Source organism: Streptomyces sp. NPDC102402, assembly GCF_044765765.1.
Classification (GTDB): domain Bacteria; phylum Actinomycetota; class Actinomycetes; order Streptomycetales; family Streptomycetaceae; genus Streptomyces.
In genome coordinates this window covers 278,952-300,184 of the sequence record NZ_JBIWKR010000004.1, presented here as the reverse complement: position 1 = coordinate 300,184, position 21,233 = coordinate 278,952, and the positions used below count along the sequence as shown (strand labels likewise).

General features: G+C 73.5%; 19 protein-coding genes. 11 read left to right on the top strand and 8 right to left on the bottom strand.

Annotated features, from left to right (window positions below; translation table 11 throughout):
- Positions 1–71: 71 nt before the first annotated feature.
- Positions 72–968: a GNAT family N-acetyltransferase gene (locus tag ACIRJR_RS15120; protein ID WP_403779474.1), complete on the top strand. Its 897-nt coding sequence runs from the start codon at positions 72–74 to the stop codon at positions 966–968.
- 24 nt (positions 969–992) lie between these two features.
- Entirely contained in the window at positions 993–2,198 is a 1,206-nt protein-coding gene (locus ACIRJR_RS15115) for a PP2C family protein-serine/threonine phosphatase (protein WP_403779471.1), read from the top strand.
- A 45-nt stretch (positions 2,199–2,243) separates the two neighbouring features.
- Here ACIRJR_RS15115 and ACIRJR_RS15110 read toward each other — a convergent pair whose 3' ends face one another.
- The gene (locus ACIRJR_RS15110) at positions 2,244–2,699 is read right to left on the bottom strand and encodes an Lrp/AsnC family transcriptional regulator (RefSeq protein ID WP_403779468.1); all 456 of its coding nucleotides are present in this window, start codon (positions 2,697–2,699) and stop codon (positions 2,244–2,246) included.
- Positions 2,700–2,810: 111 nt separating this feature from the next.
- Here ACIRJR_RS15110 and ACIRJR_RS15105 point away from each other — a divergent pair, with 111 nt between their 5' ends.
- From ACIRJR_RS15105 to abc-f, 3 genes are all read left to right on the top strand, one after another.
- Positions 2,811–3,425 (top strand): LysE family translocator, encoded by a 615-nt coding sequence (locus ACIRJR_RS15105; RefSeq protein ID WP_403779465.1) that lies wholly within the window; start codon positions 2,811–2,813, stop codon positions 3,423–3,425.
- 45 nt (positions 3,426–3,470) lie between these two features.
- Positions 3,471–3,929, top strand: a complete 459-nt coding sequence (locus ACIRJR_RS15100; protein ID WP_403779462.1) for a PaaI family thioesterase — start codon at positions 3,471–3,473, stop codon at positions 3,927–3,929.
- A 265-nt stretch (positions 3,930–4,194) separates the two neighbouring features.
- A complete protein-coding gene (abc-f, locus tag ACIRJR_RS15095; RefSeq protein ID WP_403779459.1) occupies positions 4,195–5,853 on the top strand; it encodes a ribosomal protection-like ABC-F family protein in 1,659 nt (552 codons plus the stop codon).
- A 54-nt stretch (positions 5,854–5,907) separates the two neighbouring features.
- Here the strand turns inward: abc-f and ACIRJR_RS15090 are convergent, their stop codons facing one another.
- Positions 5,908–6,414: an NUDIX domain-containing protein gene (locus ACIRJR_RS15090; protein WP_403779456.1), complete on the bottom strand. Its 507-nt coding sequence runs from the start codon at positions 6,412–6,414 to the stop codon at positions 5,908–5,910.
- A gap of 193 nt (positions 6,415–6,607) precedes the next feature.
- Between ACIRJR_RS15090 and ACIRJR_RS15085 the strand changes: the two genes are divergently transcribed.
- Positions 6,608–10,099 (top strand): phosphodiester glycosidase family protein, encoded by a 3,492-nt coding sequence (locus ACIRJR_RS15085; protein ID WP_403779453.1) that lies wholly within the window; start codon positions 6,608–6,610, stop codon positions 10,097–10,099.
- A gap of 171 nt (positions 10,100–10,270) precedes the next feature.
- On the opposite strand, the gene ACIRJR_RS15080 is transcribed toward ACIRJR_RS15085, so the two are convergent.
- The 3 genes from ACIRJR_RS15080 to dhaK all read right to left on the bottom strand — a co-directional run bounded on the left by ACIRJR_RS15080 (position 10,271) and on the right by dhaK (position 12,349).
- Positions 10,271–10,681 carry a PTS-dependent dihydroxyacetone kinase phosphotransferase subunit DhaM gene (locus ACIRJR_RS15080; protein ID WP_403779450.1) on the bottom strand — a complete coding sequence of 137 codons (411 nt, stop codon included), beginning with the start codon at positions 10,679–10,681 and terminating at the stop codon, positions 10,271–10,273.
- Entirely contained in the window at positions 10,678–11,295 is a 618-nt protein-coding gene (gene dhaL / locus ACIRJR_RS15075; RefSeq protein WP_403780323.1) for a dihydroxyacetone kinase subunit DhaL, read from the bottom strand. The genes ACIRJR_RS15080 and dhaL overlap by 4 nt, the downstream gene beginning before the upstream one ends.
- A 61-nt stretch (positions 11,296–11,356) precedes the next feature.
- Positions 11,357–12,349, bottom strand: coding sequence for a dihydroxyacetone kinase subunit DhaK (gene dhaK, locus ACIRJR_RS15070; RefSeq protein WP_403779447.1), 993 nt, complete (start codon positions 12,347–12,349; stop codon positions 11,357–11,359).
- Between the two features lie 280 nt (positions 12,350–12,629).
- On the opposite strand from dhaK, the gene ACIRJR_RS15065 reads away from it, so the two are divergent.
- Complete coding sequence (locus ACIRJR_RS15065) at positions 12,630–13,709, top strand: NAD-dependent epimerase/dehydratase family protein (protein ID WP_403779444.1); 1,080 nt, start codon at positions 12,630–12,632, stop codon at positions 13,707–13,709.
- 80 nt (positions 13,710–13,789) lie between these two features.
- Here ACIRJR_RS15065 and ACIRJR_RS15060 read toward each other — a convergent pair whose 3' ends face one another.
- A complete protein-coding gene (locus ACIRJR_RS15060; protein ID WP_403779441.1) occupies positions 13,790–14,902 on the bottom strand; it encodes a sensor histidine kinase in 1,113 nt (370 codons plus the stop codon).
- Positions 14,899–15,672: a response regulator transcription factor gene (locus tag ACIRJR_RS15055; protein ID WP_403779438.1), complete on the bottom strand. Its 774-nt coding sequence runs from the start codon at positions 15,670–15,672 to the stop codon at positions 14,899–14,901. Before ACIRJR_RS15055 ends, ACIRJR_RS15060 begins: the two co-directional genes overlap by 4 nt.
- Positions 15,673–15,796: 124 nt before the next feature.
- Between ACIRJR_RS15055 and ACIRJR_RS15050 the strand changes: the two genes are divergently transcribed.
- From ACIRJR_RS15050 to ACIRJR_RS15040, 3 genes are read left to right on the top strand one after another with little or no spacing between them, the layout of a single operon-like run.
- Complete coding sequence (locus tag ACIRJR_RS15050) at positions 15,797–16,528, top strand: glycosyltransferase family 2 protein (RefSeq protein ID WP_403779435.1); 732 nt, start codon at positions 15,797–15,799, stop codon at positions 16,526–16,528.
- Positions 16,525–17,184: a DUF2064 domain-containing protein gene (locus ACIRJR_RS15045; protein ID WP_403779432.1), complete on the top strand. Its 660-nt coding sequence runs from the start codon at positions 16,525–16,527 to the stop codon at positions 17,182–17,184. Before ACIRJR_RS15050 ends, ACIRJR_RS15045 begins: the two co-directional genes overlap by 4 nt.
- Entirely contained in the window at positions 17,181–17,963 is a 783-nt protein-coding gene (locus tag ACIRJR_RS15040; RefSeq protein ID WP_403779429.1) for a class I SAM-dependent methyltransferase, read from the top strand. The genes ACIRJR_RS15045 and ACIRJR_RS15040 overlap by 4 nt, the downstream gene beginning before the upstream one ends.
- A gap of 310 nt (positions 17,964–18,273) precedes the next feature.
- On the opposite strand, the gene ACIRJR_RS15035 is transcribed toward ACIRJR_RS15040, so the two are convergent.
- Positions 18,274–19,533 carry a molybdopterin-dependent oxidoreductase gene (locus ACIRJR_RS15035; protein WP_403779426.1) on the bottom strand — a complete coding sequence of 420 codons (1,260 nt, stop codon included), beginning with the start codon at positions 19,531–19,533 and terminating at the stop codon, positions 18,274–18,276.
- A 189-nt stretch (positions 19,534–19,722) separates the two neighbouring features.
- Here ACIRJR_RS15035 and ACIRJR_RS15030 point away from each other — a divergent pair, with 189 nt between their 5' ends.
- Positions 19,723–21,147: a hypothetical protein gene (locus tag ACIRJR_RS15030; protein WP_403779423.1), complete on the top strand. Its 1,425-nt coding sequence runs from the start codon at positions 19,723–19,725 to the stop codon at positions 21,145–21,147.
- The last annotated feature ends 86 nt before the right edge of the window (positions 21,148–21,233 follow it).

The window sequence follows — 21,233 nt, the reverse complement described above, 5'->3', positions numbered from 1 at the left end:
GGAATACGCGCGGGGCGGACCGGCCTTCCATCCGTGTCCCGGCCGTCGATCCAACCGGAGTGAGAGAGTCCATGCCCGAGGTCACCCCTCTGCCCACGAACCCGTCGCCGCCGCGCACGGACCCGCCTCTCGCACGGGCCGCGGACCCGTCGCACGGGGCCACCGGACCCACGCCGGCGCGAGGGTCCGGCCCCGGTGGCGGAACCGGGGAGCCCCACCCGCTGGACAACCCCGCCCGCGCGTCACTGACCGGTCCGCACGCCCGCTTCGCCGAGCGGCGCGGCCGGATCCTGCGCTACAGCCCCGACGTCACCCCCTGGATCGCCCTGCCGGACGAGCCCGACGCCCGGGACTGGGCCGACGTCGCCGCGCTCGCGGGTCCGGGTGCGTCCGTCACCCTCACCGCTTTCCGCGAGCCCCCGCCCGCCGACTGGGAGATCGTCTTCCAGGCCGAGGGCGTCCAACTGGTCGACGACACCCTGGAGGCCGCCCCCGACCCGGAAGCGCTGCTTCTGGGACCGGCCGACGTGCCCGAGATGCTGGACCTGGTCGAGCGCACCCGCCCCGGTCCCTTCCTCCCGCGCACCGTCGAGCTCGGCACCTACCTCGGCATCCGCCGCTCCGGCGTACTGGTCGCGATGGCGGGCGAGAGGCTGCACCCGCCCGGCTGGACCGAGATCAGCGGCGTGTGCACCGACGGTTCCGTGCGCGGTCAGGGGCTTGCGACACGTCTCATCAGAGCCGTCGCCCACGGCATCAGGGAACGGGGCGAGACGCCCTTCCTCCACGCGGCGGCGTCGAACACCTCGGCCATCCGGCTCTACGAGTCCCTCGGCTTCACCCTGCGCCGGAGGACCTCCTTCCTCTCCGCGCTCGTCCCGGCGGACGCCCCGGTGGGCACGGACCCGCACGCCGACGCCAGGACCCCGGGCCGGGGGACGGGTAGCTTGGAACAGGTGGGGCGTTAGCGACGAACATGCGGGAGGCCTGCCGTGGTCCTGGGACTCCGGCGCCCGTCTGCGGCGCGCACGGCACCGCTGCCCGGGGCGGAACCGGCCGAGACGGCGGCGGGCGAGGCCCGCATCGGGAGCTGGGCGCTCGCGCTGTGGCTCCTCCTCCTGACCGTCGCGGTGGTCCTCCTCGACACCTTCACCGGGAACGACCTCCCTCTGATCCCGCTCATGGTCGTGCTCCCCGCGCTGGCGTCCGTCTTCTGCACGGTCCGCCAGACCACCGCTGTGGCGGTATGGGTCACCCTGGTCGTCGTCGGGTCCCGGATCGCCTCCACCGGGGCCTTCTGGGACGTGGTCTTCCTCATCGGCTTCACGGCGCTGGCCAGTGCCCTGGGCATCGTGGCCTGCGCCGCGCGCATCCGGCACGCCATGGAGGTGGCGCGGCTGCGCTCGGCCGCCGTCGCGCTGCAGCGCCAGATCCTTCGGCCCCTCCCCATCGTCACGCGGCAGGTCTGTGCCCACGGCTTCTACGAGCCGATCGAGCAGGACCGGTTCGTCGGCGGGGACATCTACGAGGTCGTGCAGTCACCCCACGGGACCCGGGTGATCATCGGCGATGTGCAGGGCAAGGGCCTGCCCGCGATCGGCACCGGATTCGCCGCGCTCGGCGCGTTCAGGGAGGCGGCGGTGAGGGAGCCCGAGCTCACCGCGGTGGCCGACGCGGTCGAGGACGCGGTCGTCCGGCACAACTCCTTCTCCGCCGAGACCGGTGACGCCGAGCGCTTCGTCACCGCCCTGCTGCTGGGTTTCGACGGAGGCGACCGGGTGCAGGCGGTGAACTGCGGGCACCTGCTGCCGTGGCTGCTGCACGACGGGACGGCTTCGGCGGTTCCCCTGCACCGGACGTCCGTACCCCTGGGGATGGCCGAGCTCGGTGGCGAGGCGCGCACCGCGGAGTGGATCGGCTTTCCCCCGGGCGCCGCCCTCATGGTCTTCACCGACGGGGTGACCGAGGCGCGGGATGCCGCGGGCGTCTTCTACCCGTTGGACGAGCGGCTCGCCCGATGGGCCGGGCAGGAGCCGGACGAGGTCCTGGAGTCGCTCCAGGCCGACCTGCAGACGTTCTCCGGCGGAGTGCGCCGCGACGACGTCGCCGTGCTCGTCCTGGACCGGCCACCGGCCGCCGGGAACGCGGCGCCGTGCCCGGAAGCCGCGACGAGCGACCCCACGGCTCAGCACCCGTGACGGGGCGCCCGGAGTCCGCCTGTGGCGCCCGGCGGTTCGGGAGCGTCAGTTCTCCGGCAGGGGACGGTCGTCGACGACGTTCTTCATGACGAGCGTGGAAGTCAGGCGCTGGACCCCGGGCAGCCGGGCGAGCTGGTGGTCGTACAGCGCCTGGAATGCCGCCAGGTCGGCCGCCGCGACCCGCAGGAGGTAGTCGGGTTCGCCGAAGAGGCGCTGTGCCTGGAGCACGTGGGGAACGGCGGCCACGGCCTCCTCGAAGGCGATGACGGTGTCGGGGGTCTCCCAGCGCAGGGTGGCGAAGACAAGGGCTTCGAAGTTCAGACCCACGGCGGCCGGGTCGACCACGGCGCGGTAGCCGCGGATCGCGCCCTCGCGTTCGAGGTCGCGCAGCCGACGGTGGCAGGGCGAGACGCTGAGCTTCACCCGCGCCGCCAGCTCGGTGACGGTCAGACGGCCGTCCGATTGCAGCTCGGTAAGAATCTTCCGGTCCAGGGCATCCATGGCGAAGATTCTCCCTCGTATCGCGCGATCATGGAGTAAAGACGCAAACACCTTCGGCCGGATCCGGCCTAGCGTTCCCTCCATGGCACGACATGCGAGAGGGACCGATCGATGGACATGACGACACTGGTGGCCTTTCTGGCAGTGGACCTGCTCCTCGTGTTCACTCCTGGCGCGGACTGGGCCTACGCGATCTCCGCCGGGTTGCGGGACCGCTCGATCGTCCCGGCGGTCGCGGGGCTGGTCGCCGGACACGCCGCCTACGCGCTGGCGGCCGTCGCGGGCCTGGCGGTGATCGTGGCGAGCTCTCCGGCCGCGCTCACCACCCTGACCGTGGCGGGCGCCGGCTACCTCCTGTGGCTGGGGTGGGGTGTCCTGCGGCAGCCGGCCGTACCCGCGGCGGCGGAGGGCTCGGGTGCCTCCCGGACGCAGGTCATGGTCAAGGGCGCCGGGATCAGCGGCCTCAACCCGAAGGCGCTGCTGCTGTACTTCGCGCTGTTCCCGCAGTTCATGGACCCGGCCGGCGGCTGGCCGGTCGCCGCGCAGACCGGACTGCTCAGCACCGTGCACCTGGCGGCCTGCACCGTCGTCTACCTCGCCGTCGGCGTCCTGGCCCGCACGGTCCTCGGAACCCGGCCCTCGGCCGCCCGTGCCGTCACCCGCGTCAGCGGTGCCATGATGATCGCCATCGGCGCCTTCCTGGTGGTGGACAGCCTGGCCGGCTGAGGAAACCCGCCCCGCCCCACCCGACACGGCCCCGAAGGAGAGCACGTGGAAGACCTGACCCAGCAGGACCAGGCGAGCCCCGCCGTCCGCAAGCGCGTCCAGGACAGCTTCGACCGGCAAGGACTCATGGCCCACCTCGGCGCGCGCCTCGCCCACATCGGCCCCGGGCGCGTGCACATCGTGCTCCCGGCCTCCCCCCAGGTGACCCAGCAACACGGCTACGTCCACGCGGGCGCCACCAGCGCCGTCGCGGACAGCGCCGGCGGCTACGCGGCACTCACGCTGGCCGACGAGTCGTCCGAAGTCCTCACCGTCGAGTACAAGATCAACCTCATCGCGCCCGCCGCCGGCCACCACCTCGAAGCGATCGGCACCGTACTGAAGCCCGGACGCACCCTGACCGTGTGCCGGTTGGAGGTGTACGGCGTCCAGCCGGACGGCGTCCGCACGCTGGTCGCCACAGGCCAGCAGACGCTGATCCGCGTGAGCGCGACGCCCCAGTAGGCCGCGCCGTTCCAGGTATGCCGAACGGTCCGTCCCACCGGGCCCCGCCCGCGGTTACCATGGGCGCCATGGGTTCGTACTACTTCTTTCTCTGATCCGCGGCAGGACACGCCACCCGCGACGCCTGCCGTCGCCGTGCGACCTCCGGGCCACGCCGTGCGCCGCAGTCCTCTCCGTCGTCCGACACCCCAGCCCCGCAGCGCGCTCCCGCACGTGACACCGACGTGCGCGCAGCCGAGGGCATGTCACTTCAGGGAAAGCACCCATGACTTCTCAGCGCTCCCGCGCCCAACTGGCCTTGAACGACGTCTCCAAGACCTACGGGGACCGGCCCGTCCTCGAACAGGTGTCCCTCACCGTCCGCCCCGGGGAGAAGGCCGGGGTCATCGGCGAGAACGGGTCCGGGAAGTCCACCCTGCTCCGCCTGATGGCCGGGGCGGAGGCTCCCGACAGCGGTGAGGTCACCGTCGGCTTCCCCGGCGGCACCGGTCACCTCGCCCAGACCCTCACCCTCGACCTCCACCGCACGGTCCAGGACGCCGTCGACACCGCGCTCGCCGGACTCCGCGACCTCGAACAGCTGATCCGCGCGGCGGAGGAGTCGATGTCCCGAGGCAACCCCACCGAGGCCCAGCTCGGCGCCTACGGGGACCTGCTGACGACGTACGAGGAGCGCGGCGGGTACCAGGCGGATGCCAGGACCGACGCCGCACTGCACGGCCTCGGACTCGGCCATCTCACCCGGGACCGCGCGCTCGGCACTCTCTCCGGCGGCGAGCAGTCCCGGCTGGCCCTGGCCTGCGTGCTGGCCGCGGCGCCGGAACTGCTGCTCCTGGACGAACCCACCAACCACCTCGACGCCGCCGCCGTCGGCTGGCTGGAGGACCACCTCCGCGCACACCGGGGCACCCTGGTCGCCGTGACCCATGACCGGGCCTTCCTGGAGCGGACCACGACCGTGATCATCGAGGTCGACCGTGACCTGCGGAGCGTCTCGCGGTACGGGGACGGCTGGGACGGCTACCGGACGGCGAAGACCGCGGCCCTCCGCCGCCGGGCCCAGGAGCACCAGGAGTGGCTGGCCGAGGTCGACCGCGCCGAAGAGCTGGTCAGTGCCTCCGGGCGGCGCCTCGCGGGGACCGGGAAGGACCCCATGCAGGGCTTCGGGAAGCACCGCAGATCGCACGAGGCCAAGCTGTCGGGCCAGGTCAGGGCCGCCAGGGCCCGCCTCGAAGAGCTGCGTCGCTCGCCCGTCCCCGCGCCTCCCCGGCCGCTGAGCTTCACCGCCGATCAGGCCCTCGCCCCTGGTGGCGGCTCATCGACGGAGGGCGCCGTGGCCGAGCTGGACTCCGTCCTCGTGGGCACGCGGCTGGACATGGCCTCCCTGTGTGTCGAGCCGGGCCGGCGGCTCCTGGTCACCGGGCCCAACGGCGCCGGGAAGACCACGCTCCTGCGCGTCCTGGCCGGTGACCTCGCGCCCGACGCCGGTACGGTCCGACGGCGCGGCCGGATCGGTTATCTGCCGCAGGAGCTGCCTGTCCGGCCCACCCGCCGCTCCCTGCTCGCCACCTTCGCCGCGGGCAGGCCCGGTATTCCCGACGCGTACGAGGACGACCTGCTGGCCCTCGGCCTGTTCCGTCCGGATGACCTGGCCGTGCCGGTGGCGGACCTCTCCGTGGGACAGCAGCGCCGGCTCGCCCTGGCGCGGCTCGTGACCCGCCCGGCGGATCTGCTGATCCTGGACGAGCCGACGAACCACCTCGCGCCCGGCCTCGTCGAGGAAGTGGAAGCCGCACTCGACCGGTACGCCGGGGCCGTCGTGGTCGTCTCGCACGACCGGAGCTTCCGAGGCCGCTTCACCGGGGAGCGGCTCGAACTCCGGGCGGGCCGCGCCGTGGCGGGCAGCAGAGCGCGGAGCCGGTGACGCACCGGTCGTCGAGCCGGGCACGGCCGGAATCCGGATCCCGTGCGGGAGGACCTACGCCTCCGAGGGCGGGCGGTCCTCCCGTACATGGGCGAGCAGCCGCTCCACGAAGACCCTCTGGCCCGCCACCAGCAGTGCGAGCGCGTCTTCTGGTGTGCACCACGCGAACCGGTCCATCTCCGGGAACTCACGCAGCACCCCGGACCCCTTCGGCCACTCCATGGTGAAGGTGCCCGGGACAGCGTCGCCGGGGTCCAGCCAGGCCTCCACGGCCCAGATGGTCACGATCTTGCCGCCGGACTGCTGCGCCTCGCCCAGCGGCACCCAGAGGCCGTCCGGGAGCGGCAGCCCGAGCTCCTCCCCGAACTCCCGGCGGGCCGCGGTGGCAGGCTCCTCGTCCGGTCCGTACTCGCCCTTGGGGATGGACCAGGCGGCCGCCTCACGGCCTGCCCAGAAGGGTCCGCCCATGTGGCCGATCAGCACCTCGGCGTCCGGTCGGCCGTCCTTGCCGGGGACGACCCGGAAGAGCAGGACCCCGGCGCTGCGCTTGACTGTCGACATGTCGTCAAGTGTGCCGTGCGGACGTCCGGAGGGCCACCGATCCGGGAGGACCGGGGCTCGCCGGGGTCACTCCTCCGCCGCACGCTGTTCCTCCTGATGTCCCTGTTGTCCTCTGGTGCGTCCCACCGGGCCCGGTCATGCTGTCCGCCGACAGCGCATTCCGCGTGCAATCCGCTCCGCACCAGGAGGAATTGTGGGCCTTGGCACCATCCGCGTCGCCCTGCGGCCACTCGTGCTGCTGGCGACCGTGACGGCCGTGGCGGCCGGAGCCGTCGCACCCGCGGCGGCCGACCCGACTCCGGACCCCCGCCCGCACACCACCGCCGAGATCCTCAGACCCGTCGCGCCACCGGCCGCGAGCGGCGCCTGGGGAGAGGCGAGATCCGTCGTGGACGGCGACGGCATCGAGACGGCCCGCGCGTCCCGCCCCGTCGCGCCCGGCGTCCGGCTGAGCTCGTACGACCGTCTCGAGTCCGACAAGTGGCTACGGGTCGACAGCCTCTCCGTGGACCTGGACGGCAGCGGGGTGCGGGCCGACTACCTCTCCTCGGGCAAGGTCGCGGACCGGCGTCCGGTCTCCGAGCTCGCCGCCGGGCACGACCCGGGGAAGGGCCGCCGCACCGTCGCCGCGATCAACGCGGACTTCTTCGACATCAACCAGACCGGCGCGCCCCTGGGGCCCGGGGTCGAGGACGGCCGGACGGTCCACTCACCGGCCCCGGGCGTCAACCGCGCGGTGGGCATCGGGCCGCAGAACGCGGGCCGTCTCCTCGAGCTGTACTTCGAGGGCACGTTGACCCTCCCCTCCGGCACGCACCCGCTCACCGCCTACAACGCGGCGGACGTACCGGCCCAGGGGGTGGGCGCCTACACCTCCGCCTGGGGCAGCGCCGACCGCGCGCTGACCGTCGACGACGCGCGGCCCGTCGCCGAAGTGGCCGTGCGCGACGGCAAGGTCGTCTCCCGGCCGGGCACGCCGGGGTCGGGCCCCGTGCCCGAGGACACCGTGGTCCTCGTCGGCCGGGAGGCCGGGGCAGGCCTGCTGGCCGGGCTGGAGCCGGGTGACCCGGTCGGCATCGAGTACCGGGCGCGAACCGACAGCGGGGCCGTGCCGCGCACCGCCGTGGGAGGGCGGGAACTCCTCGTCGTCGACGGGGCCGCGCAGAACCACGACGGCGAGGGCAACAACACCGCAGCGCCCCGCACGGCGGTCGGGTTCTCCGAGGACGGCCGGACCATGCAGGTCCTCACCGTCGACGGCCGTCAGACCGACAGCGGCGGCGTCACCCTCACCGAGCTGGGCGAGATGATGCGCGAGGCCGGTTCGTACAGCGCCCTCAACCTCGACGGCGGGGGCTCCTCGACCCTCGTGGCCCGTGAGCCGGGCAGCGACGCGCTCCAGGTCGAGAACAGCCCGTCCGACGGCAGCGAGCGCACCGTCCCCAACGGTCTCGCCCTGACCGCCCCCGACGGCAGCGGACGGCTCGAGGGGTTCTGGGTCGAGACCCGTACGCCCGCGGGCGCGGCCCCCGGCGACGACCCGGTCCGCGGTGGTCACCCCGAGCGCGTCTTCCCCGGCCTGACCCGGCAACTCACCGCCGCCGGCTACGACGAGACCTACGGACCCGCGGCGGGAGCCCCACGCTGGCGCACCGTCAGCCCGGCGGTCGGCAGCGTCGACGCGCGGGGCACGTTCACCGCCCGCCGCAGCGGCACGACCGACGTACGGGCCGAGCGGGCCGGCGCCCACGGCACGACCCGGCTCACCGTGCTCGACCGGCTGGACCGGATCCGGTCCACCACCGCCCGCGTCGGACTGGCGGACGGGGAGGCCACCGGAAGCTTCGGCATCGTCGGTCTCGACGCCCACGGCACGAGTGCTCCCGTCGAGCCGGGTGACCTCACCCTCGACTACGACCGCACGCTGTTCGCGGTCGACGACGACGGCAAGGGGTCCTTCACCGTCCGGTCCCTCACCGGCTCCGGAGCGGGCCGGATCACCGCCACCGTCGCGGGTGTCAGCACCACCCTCGCGGTGAGCGTCGGCCTCACCGAGCAGGCCGTGTCCGACTTCGACGACGCCGGGTCCTGGACGTTCAGTCAGGCCCGGGCGGACGGCTCCCTCGCCGCGACGCCCGAGGGGCACACCGGGACCGGCCTCCGGCTGACCTACGACTTCACCCGGTCGACGGCGACGCGCGCCGCCTACGCCGCTCCGCCGCAGCCCGTCGCCGTGCCCGGCCGGCCCCAGGCGTTCACCCTCTGGATCAAGGGGGACGGCAACGGCGCCTGGCCGACTCTGCACCTGAAGGACGCCGCCGGTTCCGATCAGCTGCTGCGGGGGCCCTACGTCACCTGGACCGGCTGGCGACAGGTCACCTTCGCCGTACCGGCGGGCGCGGCGACGCCGTTGTCGGTGTCCCGCTTCTATCTCGCCGAGACGGCCGCGGCCCGGCAGTACACCGGTGAGATCGTCATCGACGACCTCACCGCCCAGGTGCCCCCCACGGTGGAACTGCCCGAACAGCCCCACCCCGTGGACCCGTTGATCGACACCGCCGCGGTGACCGAGGGCCGGGACTGGCAGTTCGCGGTGATGTCCGACGCGCAGTTCGTCGCGCGCGACCCGGACAGCGCCATCGTCCGGCAGGCCCGCCGCACCCTGCGCGAGATCAAGGCCGCCGCGCCCGACTTCCTGGTCGTCAACGGCGACCTGGTCGACGAGGGGTCACCCGCCGACCTGGCCTTCGCCGGCCAGATCCTCGAGGAGGAGCTGGGTGACTCGCTGCCCTGGTACTACGTCCCGGGCAACCACGAGGTGATGGGCGGGAAGATCGACGACTTCGTCGCCCGTTTCGGGCCCGCCCAGCGGACGTTCGACCACGAGGGCACCCGTGTCGTCACGCTCGACACGTCCTCCCTCGGTCTGCGCGGTGGCGGCTTCGCCCAGATCAAGGAGTTGCGCGCCCAGCTCGACGCGGCGGCCAAGGACCGTTCCGTCGGCTCCGTGATGCTGATCGAGCACGTGCCGCCGCGCGATCCGACCGTGCAGAAGGGCAGCCAGCTGACCGACCGGAAGGAGGCCGCTCTCGTCGAGAGGTGGCTCGCGGACTTCCGCCGTACGACGGGCAAGGGCGCGGCGCTCATCGGCAGCCACGTCGGGGTCTTCCACGCCTCGCACGTGGACGGGGTCCCGTATCTGGTCAACGGCAACTCCGGGAAGGCTCCGGCCGGTCCCGCGGACGAGGGCGGATTCACCGGCTGGTCCCTGATCGGCGCCGACCGCGTCACGCCCGCCGAACAGGCGGCCGCACGCCTGCAGCCGTGGCGTGGCGGACCCGACTGGATCTCCGCACAGACCCGCGCCCACGTCGACGCACTGGCCCTGGACGCCCCCTCCGCACTTGCCGCGGGGGAGCGCGGAGCCGTCCGTGCGCAGGTGACCCAGGGCGCGCGGACCGTGCCGGCGGCCTTCCCGCTCAGCGTGGACTGGACCGGATCCCCGAACGTCCGCATCGGGAAGGCGGACGGCGCCCGCGGACGCCACATCGCGACGCTGGACCCGGCCACGGGCACGCTCACCGCGCTCCGCCCCGGCACCGTCACGCTCGCGGCGACCGTCAACGGTGTCACCCGGCAGGCACAGATCCGGATCGCGGCCGGGGCGGTGGCGCCCGCCGCCTGAGTCCGGCCGCCTACCGCACCACCGCACGGCTCCCGGACCTCGACCGGGAGCCGTGCGGTGTCTTCGGGGCGCACGCTGCGGCACGTAGGCCCGAGGCCACGGGCCCACACCCGGTCGGGCGGTCCGGGTGCCGCCCCGTGCCGGAGGACCGCACGCCCCCGGCGCGGACCCTCACGCCTTCCGGTAGCCGTACGCGTCGGAGGCGGCCGCCTCCACGGTGTCCAGGTCGCCCCCCGCCGACGCGGTCACCAGCGCCGCGACCGCGCCCTCCACGAACGGAGCGTCCACCAGCCGCGCGCCGTCGGGCAGTTCGTCGCCGTCCGACAGCATGGACTTCACCGTGAGCACCGCACTGCCGAGGTCCACGAGCAGCGCGACCCCGGCGCCCCTGTCGACCTTCCCTGCCGCCTCGGCGATCAGCTCCGTACTGGTCCCGAGGCCTCCCGCCGAGGTGCCTCCCGCCGCTGCCACCGGCGCCGTCGCGCCACCGGCCGCCAGGCCCCTGGCCAGCTCGGCAACGGCCTCCGCGACCGGTCCGCTGTGCGAGACCAGCACGATCCCGACCTGCTTCTCCTCGCTCACGCGCCACCCCCGCCGGTCGGTCCTGCGGTCTCCGCGAGCGCCGCCACCAGCAGCGCCGAGGACGCGGCGCCCGGGTCCTGGTGCCCGATACTGCGCTCGCCCAGATAGCTGGCCCTGCCCTTGCGCGCCCGCAGCGGGACGGTCTCCAGAGCGCCGGCCAGCGCCGCGTCACGTGCCTCGGTGAACGAGGAGCCCAGCACCTCGACCGCCGGGAGCAGCGCGTCGAGCATCGTCTTGTCGCCGGCCCGGGCCCCGCCGAGCTGCGCCACCGCGGCGACGCCCGCCCCCAGGGCATCCGCCAGCTGCTCCCGGGTCACCTCCGGCGTGTCCCCCAGAGCCTTTCCGGTGCGGCGCAGCAGTGTCCCGTACAGCGGCCCGGACGCTCCGCCGACCGTCGAGATCAGATGCCGGCCCGCGAGGGTGAGCACCGTGCCCGGCGCGCCGGGGGCCTCCTTGTCCAGGACGTCGCCCACGGTGGCGAAGCCGCGCCGCATGTTGCTCCCGTGATCGGCGTCCCCGATCTCGGCGTCGAGCTCGGTGAGCCGGTCCGCCTCACGGTCCATGGCGGCCGCGGTCGCGGCCATCCAGCGACGGAAGAAATCGGTGTCCAGCAGCACAAGATCTCCTGTTCCTTTCACACGGTGGACAGTCCGTTCACCGGCCCCAGCCATCCCTTCACCGGCCCCAGCGGAGGGCGGGCGTCTCGACCGGTGCGTCCCAGAGGCGCACCATCTCCTCGTCCACCTGGCAGAGCGTCACCGAACAGCCCGCCATGTCGAGCGACGTCACGTAGTTGCCCACCAGGGTACGAGCCACCGCCACGCCCCGTTCCGAGAGCACCCGCTGCACCTCCGCATTGAACCCGTACAGCTCCAGGAGGGGCGTCGAGCCCATGCCGTTCACCAGCACCAGCACGGGCCCACCGGGACGCAGGTCCTCCAGCACCGCGTCGACCGCGACGTCGGCGATCTCGCCGGAGGTCATCATCGGGCGGCGTTCCCGGCCCGGCTCGCCGTGGATCCCGATCCCCAGTTCCAGTTCGCCCGGAGGGAGATCGAACGTCGGAGAGCCCTTCGCCGGTGTGGTGACGGAGCTGAGCGCCACCCCGAAGCTCCGCGAGGACCCGTTCACGCGCCGGGCCATGGACTCCACCCGCTCCAGCGGAGCCCCCTCGTCGGCGAGCGCGCCTGCGATCTTCTCGACGAACAGCGTCGCCCCGGTGCCGCGCCTGCCCGCGGTGAACGTGCTGTCGGCCACCGCCACGTCGTCGTCGACCAGGACCTTCGCGACCTGGACACCCTCGTCCTCGGCCAGCTCCGCGGCCATGTCGAAGTTGAGTACGTCCCCGGTGTAGTTCTTCACGACGAACAGCACCCCGGCGCCGCTGTCGACCGCGGCGGCGGCCCGCACCATCTGATCGGGCACCGGCGAGGTGAAGACCTCGCCCGGACACGCCGCGGACAGCATCCCGGGCCCGACGAACCCCGCGTGCAGCGGCTCGTGCCCGGACCCTCCGCCGGAGACGAGGCCCACCTTCCCGGCCACCGGCGCGTCACGCCGGACGACGAGACGGTTCTCCACGTCCACGACGAGTTCCGGGTGGGCGGCGGCCATTCCGCGCAGTCCGTCCGCGACGACGGTCTCCGGCACGTTGATGAGCATGCGCAACGGTTCCTCCTGGGGAGAGTGCGCCGGCCGGCCGATCGTGCTGACCGGCCGTCAGCGTGAATCCGATCAACTTCTCTCAGGTGCGTACGGCAACCAGTATCGAAGAGACGCCGGTGATCGGGAAGCGGCGCGTCGGAGCGGGACGGGCGAGGTCCGGCCGCGCGGGCGCCAGGACACACCGCACTCCGGCCGCAACCGGCGTCCTTACGGTCCTTACGGTCCTGTGACGTGGGCGTGCCGTACCGCCCTTCCCGCATCCGGGACGCCTAGCGTGGCGGCCATGCGCGTACTGGTCACCGGCGGAGCCGGCTTCATCGGGTCACACATCGTCCGGGCACTCGTCTCCGGTGGACACGAGCCCGTCGTCCTCGACGCACTCCTGCCCTCCGCACACGGACCGGCCGGGGCGGGGGCCGCCTCGGCCGCCGCGGACCTTCCGCCCGGTGTCCGGCTGACCGTCGCCGACGTACGGGACAGGGACGCGGTCGCCCGGGCGCTGACCGGGATCGACGCCGTGTGCCATCAGGCGGCGATGGTGGGCCTCGGCAAGGACTTCGCGGACGCCCCGGAGTACGTCGGATGCAACGACCTCGGCACCGCGGTCCTGCTCGGCGAGATGGCGGCGGCCGGGGTCCGCGGCCTGGTACTCGCCGGCTCGATGGTGGTCTACGGCGAGGGACGGTACGACTGCCCCCGGCACGGCTCCGTCCGCCCCGGGCCGCGGGCGGTGGCCGAGCTGGAGGCCGGCCGCTTCGAGCCGCTGTGCCCCGTCTGCGGCGCCGAGCTGGTGCCAGGCCTCGTCACCGAGGACGCGGCCGCGGATCCGCGCAACGTGTACGCGGCGACCAAGCTCGCGCAGGAGCACCTCGCTTCGGCCTGGGCCCGTGCCACCGGCGGCCGGGCCGTCTCGCTGCGCTACCACAACGTGTACGGCCCGGGGATGCCGCGCGACACCCCCTATGCGGGGGTCGCCTCGTTCTTCCGGTCCGCGCTGGCCCGGGGCGAGGCGCCCCGGGTGTTCGAGGACGGCCGCCAGCGGCGCGACTTCGTGCACGTACGGGATGTCGCCGCGGCCGACGCGGTGGCGCTCTCGGCCCTGGGAGAGCGCGAGCCGGGCACGTTCGACGTGTACAACACGGGAAGCGGCACACCCCACACCATCGGCGAGATGGCCTCTGCCCTGTCCGCGGCCCACGGTGGCCCCGAGCCCGTGGTCACCGGCGAGTACCGGCTCGGCGACGTCCGGCACGTGACGGCGGATTCGCGAAGGCTCCGTGAGGAGCTCGGCTGGAAACCGGAGACGGACTTCGGGGCGGGCATGCGGGAGTTCGCCGTCGCCCCCCTGCGCAGCGCGGTGTGAGCATGCCCCCCCCGTGCGGCGCGGTGTGAGCGTGTCCTCCCCCTGCGCAGTGCGCGGTGGGGACGTGCGCCGGCCGGCGCTCAGCCGGCCGCCACCGGAAGCGTGACCTCGAAGCAGCACCCGCCGGACACGTTGTGCACCCCGGCCCGCCCGGAATGCGCCTCGACGATCCCACGGACGATGGCGAGCCCCAGGCCCGCACCCCCCGGAGGGGTCCTGGCGTGACTGCCCCTCCAGCCCGTGTCGAACACGCGCGCCAGGTCCTCGTCGGGGATCCCGCCGCACCCGTCGGTCACCGAGAACACGACGCCGTCCGACGCGCGCCGCGCGGCCACCGCGACCGTCCCGTCGGCCGGCGTCCGACGGATCGCGTTGATCAGCAGGTTGCCCATGACACGGCTCATCTCCTTGCTGTCGACCTCCACCGGAACGGCCTCGACCCGGTCGCCGACCAGGCGCACCCCGTGTTCCCGCGCCAGCGGATGAGCCCCCGCGAGCGCGTCGCCGACCAGGTCGTGGGCGGAGATCCGGGTGGGGGTCAGCGTGAGCGAACCCGCGTGGATCCGGGACAGTTCGAAGAGGTCACCGACCATGTCGTTCATGCGCTCCACCTCCCGCCGGATCTGCCGGAGGTAGCGGCCGGAGTCGGCGGCCATGCCGTCCTCCAGGGCCTCGGACATGGCACGCAGGCCGGTCAGGGGGGTCCGCAGATCATGGGAGATCCAGGCGACGAGTTCACGGCGCGAACTCTCCAGTGCCCGTTCCCGCTCCCGGGAGTTCTCGAGCTTCGCGCTGGTCGCCGCCAGTTCGCGCGTCAGCGCCGCGAGTTCGGCGGTCGCCTGCCCCGCCGGAGCGGCGAAGGTACCTCCGTCACCGAAGGAGCGGGCGGCCAGCGTCAGGTCCCGGCTCCTGGCAGCCACCCAGCGTCCCAGCAGCACCGCGGTCGCGAGGGACACCACGGCGGCCATGGCGACGACCGTCGTCACCACCGTCAGATCGTGCGGGGAGAGGAACATCGCCCAGGCCACGGTCAGGGTACCGGCGAGCATCGCGGTCACCGCCACGGCTGCGACGACCGTCAGGGAGACCGCCAGGGGCCGGTGGCGGAGCAGCCGGAGAGCCAGCGCGCCCAGCAGTCCCGCCGCGGCGGCACCCAGGAACGCGAAGAGCGCGATGAGCAGGATGTCGGTCACCGGTTCAGCTCCCCGGGGGCGGAATCGGCAGGGAGGTCCAGGCGGTAGCCCACGCCCCACACCGTCTGGATCAGGCGGGGACGTGCCGGGTCGTCCTCGACCTTGCCGCGCAGACGGCGCACGTGCACCGTCACCGTCGACAGGTCGCCGAAGTCCCAGCCCCAGACCTCCCGCATCAGCTCCTCACGGGTGAACGCCTGTCCGGGACGGCCCAGGAAGAACGCGAGCAGGTCGAACTCGCGGAGCGTGAGCGCGAGGTCCCGGCCGTCGCGGGACGCCCGGCGGGCCGAGGGCTCCAGGACGAGCCCCGCGCCGCCCAGCGTTGCGGGGGAGGGGACCTGGACCAGACGGGCACGGCGAAGGACGGAGTCGACGCGCAGCACGAGTTCACGCGGACTGAACGGCTTGGTGACGTAGTCGTCCGCGCCCGTCTCCAGGCCGAGGATCCTGTCGTCCTCGTCCCCCCGCGCGGTGAGCATGATGACGGGCACCGCTCCGTGCGCGCGCATCCGGCGGCAGACCTCGAACCCGTCCATCCCCGGAAGCATCAGATCGAGCACCACCAGGTCGGGGCGCCGGGCCGTGAAGCGCGCGAGGGCCGCGGGACCCGCGTCCGCGTGGTCGACGTCGTATCCCGCGCGCTCCAGGTATCCGGTGGCGACCTCCAGGACGGTCGGATCGTCGTCCACGACGAGTACGCGACCGCGTGGCACGGCGTGCCCGGGGGACGTCACGACCCGGGCTCCCGGGGCGGAGGAGATGTTCTGCATACGGCCCACTGTGGCACTCCCGGCACGCCGGACGGACAGCCCCCGGCCGCCACACGGTCGACGTCCACGTTTCGTAAGAACCTGAAGGGCGAAATGTCGCTTTCTGCTCCGTAGGGTGATCCACGTGACCGACACTTCTCCGGCTGATTCCGCCGACTCCGTCCGCGCCGACATCATCCTGCCCTGTCTCGACGAGGCCGCGGCCCTGCCCCAGGTGCTGGCCCGCGTCCCCGCCGGGTGGCGGGCCGTCGTCGTCGACAACGGCTCCACCGACGGGTCGGCGGACATCGCCCGCTCCCTCGGCGCGACCGTCGTGGACGAACCGCGCCGCGGCTTCGGTTCCGCCTGCCACGCGGGGCTGCTCGCCGCCGAAGCGGAGTACGTCTGCTTCTGCGACTGCGACGGCTCGCTCGACCCTGCCCTGCTTCCCGGCTTCGTCCGCCGGATCGCCGCGGGGGAGAGCGATCTGCTCCTCGGCAGACGACGTCCCACGGGCCGTGGCGCCTGGCCCCTGCACGCGCGCGCGGGCAACGTCGCCCTCTCCCGGATGCTCCGTGGCCGCACCGGCCTGCGGCTGCACGACCTCGGGCCCATGCGGGCCGTACGCCGCGAGGCGCTGCTGGCACTTGACCTGACGGACCGTCGCAGCGGCTACCCGCTCCAGATGGTGGTGCGCGCCTCGGACGCGGGACTGCGGGTCGCCGAGACGGACGTGCCGTACCTCCCCAGGACCGGCAGGTCCAAGGTCACGGGCACCTGGCGGGGCACCTGGAACGCCGTACGGGACATGCGGGCGGTTCTGCGGGAGCCGGAGCGGACCGCCGGACGCGGCGTCAGGGCGGAGGCGGCCCGATGAGCGCGCCCGCGCACCCCACCGGGGGGACGACGCTGCTGGTCATCGCCAAGGAACCGGTCCCCGGCAGGGTCAAGACCCGGCTCACTCCGCCGTTCACTCCGGACGAGGCCGCCGAACTGGCGGCCGCCTCGATCGAGGACACCCTGCGGACCGTGCTCACACTGCCCGCCCTGCGGCGTGTCCTCGTGCTCGAGGGGCGCCCGGGCCCCTGGCTGCCTGAGGGGTTCGACGTGGTTCCGCAGAGCGCGGGCACGCTAGACCGGCGCATCGCCGCCGCGTTCGGCCTGTGCGCGGGACCGGCCGTCCTCATCGGCATGGACACCCCGCAGATCACCGCACCCCTCCTGGCGCCGGCACTCGCCCCGGACGGCTGGGAAGGCTGCGACGCCTGGTTCGGCCCCGCCGAGGACGGCGGGTTCTGGGCACTGGGCATGGCCAGGCCCGACCCCGGCCTCGTCCAGGGCGTCCCGATGTCCCTCCCCTGCACGGGAGGACTTCAGCGGGCCCGCCTGGTCGACGCGGGGCTCACCGTGCGGGATCTGCCGGAACTCCGCGACGTGGACACCGCGGAGGACGCCCTGCACGTCGCCGCCGACGCTCCCGACGGACGGTTCGCCGCCGCCCTGTCCCGACTCGGCGGGCCGGTGGTCCGATGAGCACGGTGACACCCGCGGCAGGCCCGGGCCCCGCCGCCTGGGCGACCGACCCCTACGCACGCGCCCTGAGCAGGGGCTGCGGCCCGCTCTTCCTGCGCCGGGCGGACGGCTGGCTGCTGCCACTGGACGTCGAACGCTGGTGCGCGGACGCCGACGCCGCGGACCTCTCGGCGCTCCGCCGCAGCGAAGGCACGGTCATCGACATCGGCTGCGGCCCGGGACGGCTGGTCGCGGCGCTCGCCGCACGCGGGCACAGTGCCCTGGGCATCGACGTGAGCGACGCCGCCGTCGGACACACCCAGCGCCTCGGCGGCTCGGCACTCCGCCGGAGCGTGTTCGAGCCGCTGCCGGGCGAAGGGCGCTGGGGCACCGCGCTGCTCATCGACGGCAACATCGGAATCGGCGGTGACCCCCGGGCGCTGCTCCGCCGGGTCGCGGCGTTGCTGGCACCCGGCGGACTGCTCATCACCGAGGCGGCTCCGCACGAGGTGGACGAACAGGTCCAGGTCCGGCTCGACGACGGGCGGGGAAGCGTGGGCTCCGCCCCCCACTTCCCCTGGGCCAGGGTCGGTGTGTCCGCGCTGCTCGAGTACGCGCGGTCGGACGGCTGGGACGCCGTCGATCAGTGGGAGGCGGGCAGCCGCCCCTTCCTGGCCCTGCGGCGTACGCGCACGGTCCGCAGCACGAGACAGAGGGCCGACACGGCGAACAGTGCGGCCGTGATCAGCAGCCAGTTCCCGAGGAACCTGTCGGGCGACATCCCCGTCGCCGGACCGTAACGCTCCGAGTCCCCCACGACGAGCGGGAACCACACCAGCAGGAGCAGCCCCGACAGAAGCAGCGGTACACGGACGAAGTTGACCGGACCGGACCGTCGCGCGCGGCAGAGCCGCAGCGCCCGGTCCGCCGACGCGTACAGCGGCAGCAGCACCAGGTCGTGGACGAACGCGGCGCCCACGAACCACACCAGCACCAGGAAGGCGTCCCCGTCCAGCAGCCGCACACCGGCCCAGCCCGCCGACGCGAACGACGCGGCCATCAGCAGCAGGTGCAGCGGACCCTCTCCGTACCAGCGGCGCAGCACCCTCATCACAGATCTCCGAACGTCATACGGGCCACCCACTTGGTGTTCATCACGCCGGGCGCGGCGGGCACGATGACGCGCGCCGGATACCCGTGGTCCGGCGACAGCGCCGCACCGTTCACCTCCAGCGCCAGCAACGACCGGGCGTCGCGCACCTGGTTGTCCCGGAGCGCGACCGTGCGGAACGACCCGCTGCGCTGGAGCGACTCCACCAGCACCCCCGGCGCCTCGCCCCCGTAGCCCGCGAGCGCGGCGAGATCGCGCAGCCGCACCCCGCGCCACCACTGGTCCGACGTCGACCAGCCTTCCACGCACGCGATGGGCAGCGCCGCGGCGTACTGCTCCATGGCCTCGAGCTGCCCGCGGGACAGGCGTACCTCCCCGGCCGGTCCGACGAGCGTGAGCCGCCAGCGTTCTCCCGCCTCGGCCGGCACGATGCCTGCCTTCGCGGCGGTCTTGTTGATCTGGAAGCCGTCGGGTCCCGGCCCCGGTTCGGCGCCTCCGTGCGGGGCCAGCAGGGCGGTCGGCCGCAGTGGGTCGAAGCTCCGTCCCACCGAGGTGACCAGGAGTACGAGCGACCCCGCTCCCACGATGGCCAGGGCACCGCGCCGGGACACGGTCGGCTCCAGGGGGTCAGGAGACGCCAGTTCGTCCTCCTGCGCGGGAATTCCGTCGCGCAGCACGCGCAGCGCCCGGGGAAGCTTCAGCGCCGTATGGGCGGCGAACGCGGCGAAGAAGACCCACGCACCGTAGAAGTGAAGCGGATAGAAGGAGCCTGGGAACACGTACTCGAGCTGGATGTTGAGCAGCCCGGTGAGGAATTCGAACAGCGCCCCGCCCACCAGCAGCAGCAGCGAGAGGCGCTCCAGGGCGTGAGCGAGGGACCGTGCCGGAGGAAGCGCGAAGAGTTTCGGGATCACGGACCACAACTTGGCCAGCAGCACCGGCACGAGCACGATGCCGAGCGTGACGTGCACCCCTTGGTTCAGGCGGTACAGCCAGCGGGGCTCCGTGGGCCAGTCGAACAGGTAGAAGCCCAGCCACCCCTTGTCCGGCGTCTTGTCGTTCACGGCTGCCAGATCCGGGTTGTACGCCGCGTACGACACGAGCCCCGTCACGAACAGCAGGGTGAGACCGGCGAGGAGCACCACACCGAGTACGGCCGTGAACCGGACCCCGCGCACCGGGCTGCGCCAGAAGGCGGGCCGGGTGGGCAGGGGCAGGGAGGAGAGTCGTGCTGTGGTCTTCCGACGTGTGTCGCCCATGGCCCCGACGCTATGGCGGGGACGGCGCTTCCGGTGGCCCGCGACTCCTGACGAAAGTCTGACGTCCGCCTCCGGACGGGAGCGTGCCCCGGATCCCGGATCCCGGATCCCGGATCTCGGATCTGACGGTTGTGTGACGCGGGGGCGTCGCACCGGCCGACACGCCCTCCCGGTGCGTAGCGTGCGTGCGTGACGACCGAGCAGCACAGTGACAGCATCCGACCGCTCGAACCCACCGGACCCGGGCGCTTCGACGGCCGGCCCGCCTTTCGGACCGGCCGCCGCCGGGACCTGACGGCCGCGGCCGCGGGCGCCCTGCTGGTGGCCGTGGCCGCCGTCGTGGGATGGGTCATCCAGGAGAGCAACGGCAGCCTGCAGGTCCACTGGCCCCCGCTCCTCGCCTCGTGGGACCCGCACCTCGGCCCCGGCACACCGGCCGCGATCGCCGTGGCCGTGGCGGTCGTCGCCTACGGGCCCCGCGTCGCGGAGCGGCTCGCCTGGCGCCGTCTGCTCCTCGGCTGCTGGGGGGTGTCCGTGGCCTGGATCCTCTCGCTGGCCCTGATCGAGGGCTGGTACCGGGGGGTTGCCCGCAGACTCACCACCAAGCACGAGTACCTGCGGGTCATCGACCGCTTCGACGACATCGGAGCCGCCCTGCGCGGATTCACCGACCACATCGTGATCGGCCCGCCCGGCAACTGGCCCGCCCACGTCGCCGGACACCCGCCGGGCGCCACCCTCACCTTCGTCGGTCTGGACCGGATCGGTCTCGGGGGCGGGGCATGGGCGGGGATCTGGTGCATCGTGCTCGGCGGCTCCACGGCCGTGGCCGTCATGGTCGCGGTGCGTGCCCTGGCTGGAGAGCACCTCGCCCGGCGCGCGGCTCCGTTCCTCGTCCTGGCCCCCTTCGCCGTCTGGGCCGGGACCTCGGCGGACGGCTACTTCGCCGCTGTCGCGGCCTGGTCCGTCGCCCTGGCCGCCCTCGCGGCGACACGCACGGTCCGGTTCCCCGCAGCCGCCGCGCTCGGCTCGGGACTCCTGTTCGGGTTCACCTGCTACCTCAGTTACGGCCTGACACTCATCGCGGCCCTGCTGGTCGCGGTCCTGGCCATCGCCCGGACTGCGCGCCCCCTCGGCCTCCTCGTGCTGGGTGCCCTGGCCGCTCCGGTGGCCTTCACGCTGGCGGGTTTCAACTGGTGGGAGGCCTACCACCAGTTGGTCGAGCGCTACTACCAGGGTGCGGGCGGCGTCCGCCCCTACTCCTACTGGGTCTGGGCGAATCTCGCCTGCACCACGCTCGCCGTGGGCCTCGCCACCGTCGCCGGCCTGCGCCGCACGGCGGCCGCCGCCCCTGCCGCCCTGCGAGCCCTGCCGTCGGGTACCACCACCGCCCCGCAACGGCTGGCCCTCCTCACCCTGACCGCGCTCCTGGCCCTCGTCGTGGCCGACCTGTCCGGGATGAGCAAGGCGGAGACCGAGCGGATCTGGCAGCCCTTCGTCGTCTGGCTGATTCCCGCGGCCGCCCTGCTGCCGGACACCGGCAGGCGCGGCTGGCTGGCCGCCCAGGCCGCCGTCGCCCTGCTGATCAACCACCTTCTGTGGACCGGATGGTGAGCAGGCGATACGCATCGTCCCCGGCGACCGCCGAGGTGCCGGGGTCGGATCCGCGGTGCGGGAGCGCGTGGCACCTGCCGGCACGC